This is a genomic window from Bacillus luti, assembly GCF_001884105.1.
GTDB lineage: Bacteria > Bacillota > Bacilli > Bacillales > Bacillaceae_G > Bacillus_A > Bacillus_A luti.
This window is the reverse complement of record NZ_MACI01000052.1, coordinates 1-12,542: the sequence shown is the minus strand read 5'-3', so window position 1 is coordinate 12,542 and position 12,542 is coordinate 1. Positions and strand designations below refer to the sequence as shown.

Genomic DNA, 12,542 nt, shown 5'->3' with positions numbered 1-12,542 from the left:
GGAGTTAGCTCGGCTGTCATAGGACAAATTCGTTAGCTATCAAAAGTAGCGATGAACCGAGAAGCCCCCACTCGGGGTAGGCTCGTAAGAGATACTAAGTGGTGGGTAGTTCACGCATCTTTCTCAACAAATGTGAATACTTTCATTATCCTTTTCACTACAAAGGGTAGTAATTTAGAAGCTAAAAATGCAAGCACGAAAGCAATTGCCCATGTTTTTATCCATGATTTGAGAAATAAAGCTGTATACCCAACATTCATTGAAACCATGACGAAAGAGATAATACTAGATATACCTAAAATCATAAAGATATTAAAAATCACTGGTTCAAATTTTTTATTGATTTTCAAAATTAACACCTATTTTCTATATATGCTTTGCTGTATTTAATTTTACCAACATCTAATCTTACAGTTTGAAATCTAGGTTGTCCAGCTTGTTGTACTTTTCTGCAATATCAACAATTGTTATATAACTACAGAGTAAATAAACGTCTTCATAATATATAATTAATATTTCTGCTTTGGATGATAAGGAGCAGAATTCGATAGGCTGTATGAAGAGAGAAAGGATCCCCTTAAAGGAGATCCTTTTTACATTTTGAAAAAATCTTTCATCATTTTAAGGTCTTTAATTTGTACTGTCACACCTTTAACTTTATCTTTCTTCTCATCTTTAGCAATCGTAATTTGCTCCTTATTATCAACCCACGCAAGAAACTCTTCTTTTGAGTCATCTTTATATGTAATGGTTATAGTAGAATGAGCAGATGCTCTCTTTTTTTGATCTAATGTGATTGTTTTAGGGGTGCCATTTTGAACTGCTGAAACGATAGATTTTATCATTTCTTCATTGTCTGTTTGAGATTTGGAAGTCTCATTTTTACCTGTTCTAAATATTTCAATGTCTGTAATATTTGCTGAGTTTAATTGAATGGTTTGTGTATGTTCTTGCTTAGCTTGTGAAGGTTTATCTGTAGCCGAGGTGCTTGTACAACCAATTAAGGTGAAAGATAGAGCGGTTATTGCGCATATATAAGTGATTTTTTTCATGTTATCCCTCCTTATCATCAATTATAACAATTTTCTGTCAATTTGTGCAGTTATTGTAAGAAAATGGTGAAAATAATATATTACTCTTACAAAATTGTCACATTCATGTAAGGTAATTCAATAGATTAGATACTTTTTCCATGTCATAATAAAGACATAAGAAAGCTAATCAAAACTACAATTTATTAGGAGCGTGTCAGTCATGATTGTAACAACAACGTCTGGAATTCAAGGTAAAGAGATTATTGAGTATATCGATATTGTAAATGGTGAAGCTATTATGGGTGCAAATATTGTCCGCGATTTATTCGCTTCAGTTCGCGATGTTGTCGGTGGTCGTGCTGGTTCTTATGAAAGCAAACTTAAAGAAGCTCGTGATATCGCAATGGATGAAATGAAAGAACTTGCAAAACAAAAAGGTGCGAACGCTATCGTTGGTATTGACGTAGATTACGAAGTAGTTCGTGATGGAATGTTAATGGTTGCTGTAAGTGGTACAGCTGTACGTATATAAGTAAATAAAAAAACAGGCTCACCCCTTGAAGCTTATGCTTTGAGGGGATTTTTTATTTTCAAGTTGTAGAAGTAAAAGGAATGTGCCTTATTCTTTAAGAAAATGAAAGATTTATAAATCGAATAAAAAAGGCTAGGATTGCTCCTAGCGTTCAATAAAAGATATGGCATGGGAATTGTTGATAATAAGCAGATGTGCTTTCTTATTTCAAATGTAGTATATAACGTTTTTATCGGGAAAAGTAAGGAATATAGCAATCTTTATATATGTTTAATAGTAATTCGAACTTTTTGATAAAAAATAAAAACAAATCTTTCAATTGTATTTAAAAACTAGTCAAAAACACTTTCCCTTTTGTTTTTTCAGCAGACTGCACAATATCAACCGCCGTTTTTACATCTGCTAGGTCGTATGTAGAATGTACTTTCATAAAACGTAATTGTTTATTTTCTACTAAGCGAATTAAGTGACGAAACGTTTCTTGCCATTTATATGGTGACACATCTTTATTCCAATGTCGTAAATGAAATATGTTAGCGTGCACCTTTGCTTTCGTGACAATCTCTGCCCAGTTTACTTGTACGCCTGATAGAAGACCGATCGTTAAAAAGTGCCCGTTTGGACGTACACAAAATGCTAATTTATTTCCGTCAGACCCTCCAATAGAATCAATCGCAGCATCGGCCCCGGTCCCATTTGTTAACTTCATAACTGTTTCGTGAAGCGGAGCAGTAGACGTATCGATTACGTAATGAGCGCCAAGCTGAAGTAATTCCTCTGTATGTTTACTATTTCTTGTCACTGCAATGAGTCGGAAATTCAAAATTTGTGATAACTGTGCAAAAAGGTGACCAATAGCGGATCCGCAAGCATTCACTAATAAAACGCTACCCTGTTTTAAGTGTAGTGTTTCTGTACACGTAACCCACGCCGTAAGCGGATTAATGTACATTTGTGCCGCCGTGAAATCATCAATGGAATCAGGAATAGGGACGACAAAATCAGCCGATGTTGTAACGAATTCTTGCCAAGTACCTTCCCCGCGTAAAGGTAAAACGCATGTACCGATAAAGTCTCTAGAAACGCCCGCACCTACATCTTCTACAATACCAACACCTTCATAACCAGGTATGTTAGGTAATGGGATTCTATGTGCATACGCTCCGGTAATCGGAATTAAGTCAGATGGATTAATCGGTCTAACTCGCATACGAACGAGAACTTCATTATCTTTTAATGATTCTATATTTTTATATTCAACTTGCAATACATCTTTTGGGTTGCCAAACTCATGAAATTGAATGTGTTTTCCGTGCAAGATAGATGTTCCCCCTTAGTTTGATTGGATTTATTATAGCATTTTTGGTTTGAGGGGTTAGTTTATTGGAAATGAAATAGGAAGGGCAATATGAAGTGACGGAGTATATGGTATATATCGAATCATTTCGTAAAAGGGGAGGATGAGGTTATGTTGAACAAAAAGGAAGATGGCGAAGTGGTAGTTATTGATATGGTGCAAATAAAATCAGATTTTACAGTGATAGAAAACGAAACACGCTTAATTACTAAGAGACCAAAAGACGCGCAGGAACTACGTAAGATGATTGGGACGCGTACTGCTGGTGGGAGACGATTAGTAGAGTTATATGAAGAAGGTAAATAATGTGTAAAAAATCTCTTGTGAAATAATTTTTATAGGTTTATTTCATAGGAGATTTTTTGAGTACGTTTTATAATGTAAATTATATTCATAGTTGGAAAAAATTAACCGATAAATTATAATTATATACGGATTGTTAATTTAATGTTTTTAGTCAAATATATTAATCATTAGAAGCGTGTTGTTGAAATATGGCATGAAAGTTATTTTATAAAGGATGTGTAAAGGTGAGTTTTATTAATTCTTTTTTTGAGAAGAAATTTGAACATGCTCAAAGCATATTTTTTGATATAAGATTTTTATTTTTCAGTTTCACTCTTATATCATCTTTAGGATTTCTCATCATATATAGCTTTTTGTATGGATATTATTTTAGTGGTAATGAAATTTTTCAAATCTCGAATTTTAATATTATCTCGAATTTACTACCTTTTAGTATACAAACTCTAACAATTACTTCTATATTTTTTATTTGTATTTATTATATAATTTCATCATCAATTCCCTTAATTATTAAAAATAAGGGAAAAAAGGGAGCCGTTTTTATTTTATCAGCTTTAATAATTTTCTTATTAAACTTGTCTATAACAACATTTTTTGCTAATGAAATTACATTTACTAGTATAATAAGTTTTTCTTTAATCTGGATATTTATGATTTTTACAATAGGATCTATAATAGGATTTTTATATGCTATTAATATAGCAGAAAAACATCCGGTTCTTATGATAAGTGCGACTGTGTTTCAGTTTTTGCTGCTAGCCTTTATTGGAAAAGTATTAAGTATTATGAAAGTATTAGAAGAAAGTGTCTATCTGGAATTTACTACCGTATTATTTATTCCATGCCTTTTCATTACATTACTAATATTTCGTCATTATCATAGTAAGAAATGGTTTAATTTTATAGGCTGTTTACCGTTTTCTATTATAATTTCTATGCTATTATCGTTGTGGTTAGAGGGAAACAATATATTATTTCTCTCTAAAAAAGAGATTTTCATTGTGATAGTATCAATTTTACATTTTGCTATTTTGAAAATGGTTAAACACGTACAAAAAAAGATTGAAGAAAAAGTTGAATCTGGTGTTGGTGAAAAAGTTGAAGAAGAAATAGAAGAAAAACAGGAAGAAATTAAGGACAATCCTGCTGGGAATAAGTCGATTTTGTATATGGCAATTTCTAAATGTTACAGTGCCCTTGCTAACAAGGCTAATAATGGAGTGAAGTTAGGAATGGGAATTATATTATTAGGAGTTTTTGTATCATTACCTAGACTTTCTTTATTGTGCGGACAATCAATAAGAATGATAAACCAAGATTATGAAAGGCAAATTGAAATTATTTATGTAAATCAGTCAGGAAAAGAAAATAATTTGGTTGGGAATTATTATATAGAAAATAATTCAACTTTATATATATCTAATCGACGGTGGGATTTAGAGGTTATAAAGCCCGTTAATTATCATATTAAGCCGCTTGATAAGCAAGATAAGCAGAATTAGAATCGTGAAAAGAAGGAGCATTTTGTATGAATAAAAAGAAGCTGTATCAAAAAATGATACAGCTTCTTTCACATACTATATAAAATATAGCTTTAATTATGTTGTAATAACGAAAATGAATTGTTTACCTATTAAGCCGAAGCTTTCTTCATTCTCTCAAGTAAACTAGATAAAATATGCGTACGATACGATTCTAGTTTTTTACCTTCATAAGTACGAATACCTAATTTTTTAAGTTCTTTTACATACCAACCTTTGCTTCCGAAATACATGTAATCGCTCCCCTTCAACTTTGTTTTTGTTTGTTCTGATTGTACTTGGAGGTACAGGTAATATAATGAAGGAAATGAATTTCGCGCGAAAATGGTTAACTTTGTTGCAAAAGACATATATACTAAAGGTAGTATACAACGAGGTGGACAAGACGTGATTATAGAGAAGCACGAAATTCAAATTGACCAAATTACGAGCGGTAAAGTGAATATCTTTACTTTCTATAGAAATAGAAAGCAAATTGATGATCATTTTTTACAATTGCAAGAACCATCGCTTACAGCAAACTACTTCTTCCATTTTCATTTTGATGCAGAGAGCTTGCATCTACTGCAGAAAGAGTTTCCAGGCGTATATCCGTACGAAGGCGGTGAAACAATTCACGACTGGACGGAAAAGATGAAAGCGGAATTGCAACATCAGATCCAAACAGGAAAATGGAATAAACGCGTACGTATCGGTAATCGCATTCTAGATGTGGCGTTTACGTGGTGTGAAGAAGATATAGTAGAGTGAAAAAGAAGCGGATGACGCTTCTTTTTTTTAGCGCTGGAATAAAACGAGCTTACCTGCAGAAGATGTGCAGCGATGTGTTTTTTCGTGCAATCCTTTTTCTTGTAAAATAGATTCACCTTTTGCTTTCGCTTCTTTTTCAGTTGCCGCCTCGAATGATTCGTCTAATGCTTTAGAACCATCTTTTTCAAAGACTGTTAGAACGTATACTCCCATTAAAATTACCTCCAATAATAAAAATCAGAATCTTATAACTATTTTGGCATAAATCACTAGAATATGCAAAGAAATATATGACATTGCGTGTTACAATAAGGTGAAACTTTAATCATCGGGAATATTTTTATTCCCGATGATTATTAGTTTTCAACTATTTTAATCTTGATAAAATGAAACTTTTGAAATACAGAAAGGATCGTTATTTGTGAAACAAGTAAAGTTTATACATGCGGCTGATTTGCATTTGGATAGTCCGTTTAAAGGGATGGAGATGAATGTTGCGCAGTCTGTTTGGGAAAGAATGAAGCAAAGTACGTTTGAATCATTTGAGCGTATTGTTGATAAAGCGATTCAAGAGCGCGTTGATTTCGTATTACTAGCCGGGGATTTGTATGATGCGGAGACGAGAAGTTTGCGTGCGCAAGTGTTTGTGCGTGAGCAAATGAAGAGACTTTCGCAGTACGATATCCCTGTTTTTATTATTCACGGTAACCACGACCATTTAGGGGGAAGTTGGGCTGCAATTGAGTTTCCGGAAAATGTTCATGTGTTTACGGAGCCTTATGTAGAAGAGAAATCGTTTTATAAAAATGGTGAGTTGGTAGCTTCTATTTACGGGTTTAGTTATTTGCAGCAAGCGGTAACGGATAATATGACAGCGCAGTATACGAAAATGAGTGATGCGCCTTTTCATATTGGCATGCTTCACGGAAGTGTGGAAGGAGATGCAGAGCATAATCGCTATGCACCGTTTCAAATTCGTGAGCTGAAAGAAAAGCAGTTTGATTATTGGGCTCTTGGCCATATACATAAACGTGAAATTTTATCAGAAGAGCCGTATATTATTTATCCAGGTAATATACAAGGGCGTCATCGTAAGGAAACAGGCGAGAAGGGCGCGTACCTTATTGAACTTACGAAACAAGGATCACAATGTTCATTTTTCCATACGGCAGATGTTGTATGGGATGAGATTGAAGTGAGTATCGATGGACTGGAAACAGTTGATGATCTTATGACGGCAGTGTCAACAGCGATGAATGAATGCCGAAGAGAAGAGGAAGGGACACTTTTAACTGCCGTATTTACAGGACAGGGCCCACTTTCTCCTTATTTGCGTGATGAAAAGCGCGTGGAAGAAATTTTTCATATTTTAGCAGCTGGCGAAGAGCGAAAAGATTTCGTATATGCGATGAAGTGGAAAAATGAGACGGTTTCGTTTGCGGAAATCGAGCGTTTGAAAGAAGAAAATCATTTCGTCGGTAGTGTGCTGAAGGAGTTAGAAGCTTTTACAAATATGGACGGAGTATTGCGCACCATTTGGATATCTCCTATAGCACGTAATAGTATTGAATCTTTTACAGAAGAAGAGAAGAAAGAGATTCAAAAGGAAGCGGAAAATATTATTTTAGAGCAATTATTCCAGCAAGAGAGGGATAAGAAATGAGAATGGAAAAACTCCATATTTATGGGTACGGAAAATTAGAAAATGTGGAAATGGATCTTTCATTGCTGACTGTTTTATACGGTGAAAATGAAGCGGGGAAATCGACAATTCGCTCGTTTATGAAAAGTATTTTGTTCGGTTTTCCGACGAGAGGACAGCGCCGTTATGAGCCGAAAGAAGGCGGGAAGTATGGCGGTGCGGTCACTGTACAAACAGAGAAGTACGGCCGTTTGAAAATTGAACGATTGCCGAAAACAGCAGCTGGCGAGGTAACCGTTTATTTTGAAGACGGGAAAACGGGCGGCGAAGATATTTTACACGATATATTAAGCGGCATGAATGAAAGCTTATTTGACTCTGTCTTTTCATTTGATATGCATGGCCTGCAAAATATTCATCAGCTCGGAGAAGCAGATATCGGTAATTATTTATTTTCTGCAAGCGCAGTCGGAAGTGATGCGTTATTGCAACTCGATAAAACGCTAGAGAAAGAAATGGATCAGCGCTTTAAGCCGAGTGGTCGTAAGCCAGAAATTAACGTGTCACTGCAAGAGATGAAGAAGCTGGAAGAGAAGATGAAAGAGTGGCAAGGGAAAATTGGCACGTATGAAAAACAGGTCGAGCAGTTAAAAGAAAGTGAAGAGAAACTTGCTTCTGTTCGTGCAGAAAAAGAGTTAGCTGAAAAGCGAAAGCAAGACTATGAAATATTAGGAGCGCTTGAACCGCTCGTTATTGAAAAGCGTGCGCATGAGAAAGTGTTAGAAAACGAAAATGGGCAGTTTCCTGTAAACGGGACGGCGCGTTATGAAGCGATTAAGGCGAAGATGGAGCCGCTTCAGTTGCAAGTTGATTCGCTTCAAAAAAAGATTGAAACAGTGCAATCAGAAATTGATTCCACAGAAATAGATGAAGAGTTTTTACGAAAAGAAAGTTACGTAGAAGAACTTCGTATGCAGCATATGTCTTATGAAAATGCACGCCAAGAAATGCGTGATATGAGCGGGAATGTTGCGAATATAAAAGAAGAAATTGCAGAGCTAGAGCAGCAAATTGGTGCTACTTTTGAAAAGGAAACGGTTCTTTCGTTTGATATGAGTTTGGCGACGAAAGAGTTAATGACGCAAACGGTGCAAAAGGCGCGCGAGTTAGAAACGCAAAAAGCACAGCTTGATGATCATTTCAAAGTAGCGCAAGAGCAATTAGAAGAACAAGAAGAAAATATAAGACAGATTCAGAAACAAATGTTAGCGGATGAAGAGCGAAATACGTTAGGTGAGAAAGAGAAGTCGTTCCAAGATGCGGCGTTTATCGGTATGGGCGCCGAGAGAATAAAGCGTAAGTATGAGGAAAAAGCAGGAGCGGCTATGCAAAAGAAAAAGCAGTGGCAAAGAGTTTGTCTTCTGTTACTTCTTATTAACACGCTTGTTTTATTCACGAGTTTATTTATTGATAACCGCCCGCTTTTGTTTATTAGTGTCATTGTTTTTGTAGGGATTGTCCTTGCGCTCGTTTTATATAAAGATCCGGCCAGTGGATTACAAGAAGAACTCCTTACTCTTGAGCAAAGTGCTGGCGGGAGACAAAGTGAAGAAGCGATGTCTGTGCGCTATCAGTTAGAAAAGGATGAAGAAATTCGTAAGCTATTTGAGCGTGAGTCGTATAAGTTACAGCAAATGGAACGTGCTTATGATAAAGTCGTTTCATCGTATGAGGAATGGGAGAGAGAGACGTTCCGCATCAGCGAACAAGTAGATGCATATAAAACGCGCTATATGTTCCCAGATTTTTATACGTATGCGCACATATTGCCGGCGTTTGAGCGTATTGAAAAAATGCAGCAATTATATCGTGAATTAGAGAAGAAAGGCGCGCGAAAATCTTCATTATATGAAATGATTTCGCAATTTGAACATAAACTAGAAACTGTTATCGGTAGCGCGGAGTATAGTAAACTGCATGAGGCGCAAAGTCGTATGCAAATTGAGAAAGAGAAGCGCCAAACTTGTAAGCAGCTGAAAGAGAAGCTAGCGGAATGGCAAGAAGAATATGAGTTCATGCAAGACCAATTGAAACAACTGTTAGTAGAACGAGATAGTTTATGGCATATTGCAGAGGCTACAGATGAAGAAATGTTTTTAGAAGCAGGTAAACTGGCAGAAAAACGTGAAGATGCTGAGAAACAAGTAGGGCGTTTATTACCGCAAATTGATCTGTTAGAACAACGTTTAACGAGTTTATCATTAGCTGAACATTATGAGGCTGACGGTTATGAAGAAAAATTAAAGCGAGAAATGACAATCGTACAAAACTGTCTTACAGGGGAGAAAGAACTGACAGAGCGTATTGCGAAACATCGTATGGAAATTGCGAATTTAGAAGAAGGCAGTACGTACGGTGATTTACTGCACGAATGGGAAATGAAAAAAGCGCAAGTGCGTGAACAAGTGAAGAAGTGGGCTGCTTATGCGGCCGCAAAGACAGTGTTAACGAAAACGAAGCAATATTATCACGAAGTACATTTGCCGCGTATTTTACAAAAATCAGAAGAGTATTTCGTTTATTTAACGGGCGGACGATATAGTAAAATCTTTTCACCGTCAGAGGCAGAACCGTTCATTGTGGAACGTAACGACGGCATGCGTTTTTACAGTCATGAACTAAGCCAAGCGACAGCAGAGCAGTTATATTTATCGCTGAGATTTGCACTCGCGAAAACATTTGAGCATGATTATCCATTTATTATTGACGATAGTTTCGTACACTTTGATGCGGTAAGGACGAATCGAACGATTGAACTCATAAAAGAAATTGCGAAAGATAGACAAGTCATCTTCTTTACATGTCATGCACATTTACTCGCGTATTTTACAGAAAAACAGATTATAAAATTAACGCGTAAGCGTAAAGAAAATGAGTTGTAGTGTGCTATACTAAAAGTAACTGATTTGGTGGAGGAATTCGAATGAAAAAGAAAATTGCAGAATATGAAGTTGGTGAACAAGTCGATGTTTTCTTGTTAATTAAAACAGCGACGAAAGGTCTTGCAAGTAATGGAAAGCCGTTTTTAACAGTAATCTTACAAGATCCAAGTGGAGATATTGAAGCGAAGCTATGGGATGTATCACCAGAAGTTGAGAAACAATATGTAGCAGAAACAATCGTTAAAGTAGCTGGAGATATTCTAAACTACAAAGGACGTATTCAATTACGCGTGAAACAAATCCGTGTTGCGAATGAAAATGAAGTAACAGACATCTCGGACTTCGTAGAAAAAGCACCAGTGAAAAAAGAAGATATGGTTGAAAAGATTACGCAATACATATTTGAAATGAGAAATCCGAACATTCAACGTCTAACAAGACATTTATTAAATAAGCATCAAAACGAGTTTTTAGAATATCCAGCAGCGACGAAAAATCATCACGAGTTCGTATCTGGACTAGCTTATCACGTAGTGTCGATGTTAGATTTAGCGAAAGCAATTGCAACTCTATACCCATCGTTAGATAAAGACTTACTATATGCAGGCGTGATTTTACACGACCTTGGTAAAGTATTCGAACTATCTGGCCCAATTTCTACAACGTATACGTTAGAAGGAAATTTACTTGGCCACATTTCGATCATGGTGAACGAAATTGGGAAAGCGGCAGAGGAACTACAAATCGATGCAGAAGAAGTATTAATTCTTCAACACATCGTTCTGTCTCACCACGGAAAAGCAGAGTGGGGTAGCCCAAAACCACCTTTAGTAAAAGAAGCAGAAATTCTGCACTACATCGACAACTTAGATGCAAAAATGAACATGATGGACCGCGCATTAGGACGCACAAAACCAGGCGAATACACAGAACGTGTCTTTGCGCTTGATAATCGTTCGTTCTATAAACCGTCGTTCCATAATTAATAGTGTGAATAAAGTGGCCTCATTAAGTGTTAGTAAGCTTAGTGGGGCTTTTTTACATTTCGCTTTTCAAAATATTGTTCTTTAATTATTTTTAACTTGCCTTCGTTTTCTGTTAGTTCAAATATAAATAACGCCTTTTCCATGTTATTAGCAATATCTTCTTCGTTGGAATGTTTAAGTTTCAATAAATTCCAAGCTTTCCCATAGTATAGTTCACCCAACATGTAGAAAGTATTTAGATTAATAGCAAATTTGATGCCCATCTCATGGTATTTTATTGCCTCTTCATGTTGATGTTCATGGCCTAAAATTTTTGCTAAATTAAAAATGATTTTTAATTTAATTTCTTTATCTTTAGGAAAATCTAGCTTATTAAAATGAGTTAAACATTTTTTTAAGATAGTAATGCTTTTTTCGTATTCTTTGTTGTCCCAATGAAATATAGCCATTGTCTGCATCATATCTATTTCTCTTTCAGATAAAAAATCAGAATTAGTTACAGTTAGTTTTAAGGCATTGTTTAAAAGTTTTAAAGCAGTTTTTGTTGATTTATTTACATGAAATCTAGCAATTGCTTCATGCCATATGAGAAATTGTTTATCTTCTTTTGATTGGAAATTATTCTCGTTTTTTTCTTGTTCCACTATTTCATAAAGTTCTTTATATTGTTTTTGTTTTGTGCAATCTCTCATTACATATTTTACATTTTCTACGTATTTTAATTTCTTATTTTGAGTTAGTGCAAATATATAATTCGGATCAATACCAAGCTTTTCAGATAATTGATATAATAATATGCTAGATGGATAAATAATACCTTTTTCTATTTTACTAATTTGACTTTGTGAACATATTCCATGACATAACTCGGATTGTGATATATTTTTTTTTATTCTAAGTTCTTTAATAGTGATACCCAAATTATAAAACTCCATGTTGCCTCCTAATATGTAACACTTTATGAGTATAAGAATAATTTCTAACCTTTAATGTAATGTAAAATTAGTATGGTTGCAATTATTAATTATTTTGATATGAATAATTTTGAATGCACCTATGTTATAAATAAAATGTTACTGAAAAAAGTTAGAAGTGGTTATTTGAAGAAATTAATAATATCGTGTTTATTGGCTACATTCCTTTTAAATATTGTAGGATGTTCTAATAATGTTGGTACACTAAGGGATAAGTCTAAAACTTCATCATCTGTGAAGTCTACACACATCAACAAAGCCTGGTACAAACATATGCAATGGGATTAAAAAAAATTGAAATGATTGGTGCTACAGGTTATAGGGGAAGTTGAATAAGTGATCGAAGCTGAAAAAATTTTACAGTAGTTACATAATAAAAGAATCCTTCCATAACAGGTAGGATTCTTTTTGTTTATCCCGCTTTAATGGGCAGTAAGACCTCCACCTCAAAATTCAGCGAAAGCAAAGAAGTTAGGTG

13 protein-coding genes are annotated in these 12,542 nt (G+C 35.1%); 7 read left to right on the top strand and 6 right to left on the bottom strand.

The window, feature by feature from the left end; translation table 11 throughout:
* Nucleotides 1-110: 110 nt before the first annotated feature.
* Together BAQ48_RS11645 and BAQ48_RS11640 are read right to left on the bottom strand one after the other, a co-directional pair.
* A complete protein-coding gene (locus BAQ48_RS11645) occupies nucleotides 111-350 on the bottom strand; it encodes a DUF2798 domain-containing protein (RefSeq protein WP_071711201.1) in 240 nt (79 codons plus the stop codon).
* Between the two features lie 243 nt (nucleotides 351-593).
* Complete coding sequence (locus BAQ48_RS11640; protein ID WP_071711200.1) at nucleotides 594-1,052, bottom strand: ACT domain-containing protein; 459 nt, start codon at nucleotides 1,050-1,052, stop codon at nucleotides 594-596.
* A 202-nt stretch (nucleotides 1,053-1,254) separates the two neighbouring features.
* Here BAQ48_RS11640 and BAQ48_RS11635 point away from each other — a divergent pair, with 202 nt between their 5' ends.
* Nucleotides 1,255-1,566 (top strand): YbjQ family protein, encoded by a 312-nt coding sequence (locus BAQ48_RS11635; RefSeq protein ID WP_000637510.1) that lies wholly within the window; start codon nucleotides 1,255-1,257, stop codon nucleotides 1,564-1,566.
* A 325-nt stretch (nucleotides 1,567-1,891) separates the two neighbouring features.
* On the opposite strand, the gene BAQ48_RS11630 is transcribed toward BAQ48_RS11635, so the two are convergent.
* Nucleotides 1,892-2,884 (bottom strand): zinc-dependent alcohol dehydrogenase family protein, encoded by a 993-nt coding sequence (locus BAQ48_RS11630; RefSeq protein WP_071711199.1) that lies wholly within the window; start codon nucleotides 2,882-2,884, stop codon nucleotides 1,892-1,894.
* 150 nt (nucleotides 2,885-3,034) lie between these two features.
* On the opposite strand from BAQ48_RS11630, the gene BAQ48_RS11625 reads away from it, so the two are divergent.
* Nucleotides 3,035-3,229: a hypothetical protein gene (locus BAQ48_RS11625; protein ID WP_071711198.1), complete on the top strand. Its 195-nt coding sequence runs from the start codon at nucleotides 3,035-3,037 to the stop codon at nucleotides 3,227-3,229.
* A gap of 224 nt (nucleotides 3,230-3,453) precedes the next feature.
* Nucleotides 3,454-4,731: a hypothetical protein gene (locus BAQ48_RS11620; protein WP_071711197.1), complete on the top strand. Its 1,278-nt coding sequence runs from the start codon at nucleotides 3,454-3,456 to the stop codon at nucleotides 4,729-4,731.
* Between the two features lie 131 nt (nucleotides 4,732-4,862).
* Here BAQ48_RS11620 and BAQ48_RS11615 read toward each other — a convergent pair whose 3' ends face one another.
* A complete protein-coding gene (locus BAQ48_RS11615) occupies nucleotides 4,863-5,003 on the bottom strand; it encodes a YflJ family protein (protein ID WP_000273535.1) in 141 nt (46 codons plus the stop codon).
* A 154-nt stretch (nucleotides 5,004-5,157) separates the two neighbouring features.
* Between BAQ48_RS11615 and BAQ48_RS11610 the strand changes: the two genes are divergently transcribed.
* Entirely contained in the window at nucleotides 5,158-5,520 is a 363-nt protein-coding gene (locus BAQ48_RS11610) for a hypothetical protein (protein ID WP_071711196.1), read from the top strand.
* Nucleotides 5,521-5,547: 27 nt separating this feature from the next.
* Here BAQ48_RS11610 and BAQ48_RS11605 read toward each other — a convergent pair whose 3' ends face one another.
* A complete protein-coding gene (locus BAQ48_RS11605; protein ID WP_000539550.1) occupies nucleotides 5,548-5,733 on the bottom strand; it encodes a YhzD family protein in 186 nt (61 codons plus the stop codon).
* Nucleotides 5,734-5,941: 208 nt separating this feature from the next.
* Between BAQ48_RS11605 and BAQ48_RS11600 the strand changes: the two genes are divergently transcribed.
* From BAQ48_RS11600 to yhaM, 3 genes are read left to right on the top strand one after another with little or no spacing between them, the layout of a single operon-like run.
* Nucleotides 5,942-7,183: a metallophosphoesterase family protein gene (locus BAQ48_RS11600; RefSeq protein WP_071711195.1), complete on the top strand. Its 1,242-nt coding sequence runs from the start codon at nucleotides 5,942-5,944 to the stop codon at nucleotides 7,181-7,183.
* Nucleotides 7,180-10,104, top strand: coding sequence for an ATP-binding protein (locus BAQ48_RS11595; RefSeq protein ID WP_071711194.1), 2,925 nt, complete (start codon nucleotides 7,180-7,182; stop codon nucleotides 10,102-10,104). The genes BAQ48_RS11600 and BAQ48_RS11595 overlap by 4 nt, the downstream gene beginning before the upstream one ends.
* A gap of 41 nt (nucleotides 10,105-10,145) precedes the next feature.
* Entirely contained in the window at nucleotides 10,146-11,090 is a 945-nt protein-coding gene (yhaM, locus tag BAQ48_RS11590) for a 3'-5' exoribonuclease YhaM (protein WP_071711193.1), read from the top strand.
* A 38-nt stretch (nucleotides 11,091-11,128) separates the two neighbouring features.
* Here yhaM and BAQ48_RS11585 read toward each other — a convergent pair whose 3' ends face one another.
* Complete coding sequence (locus BAQ48_RS11585; protein ID WP_071711192.1) at nucleotides 11,129-12,025, bottom strand: helix-turn-helix domain-containing protein; 897 nt, start codon at nucleotides 12,023-12,025, stop codon at nucleotides 11,129-11,131.
* Nucleotides 12,026-12,542 lie beyond the last annotated feature (517 nt).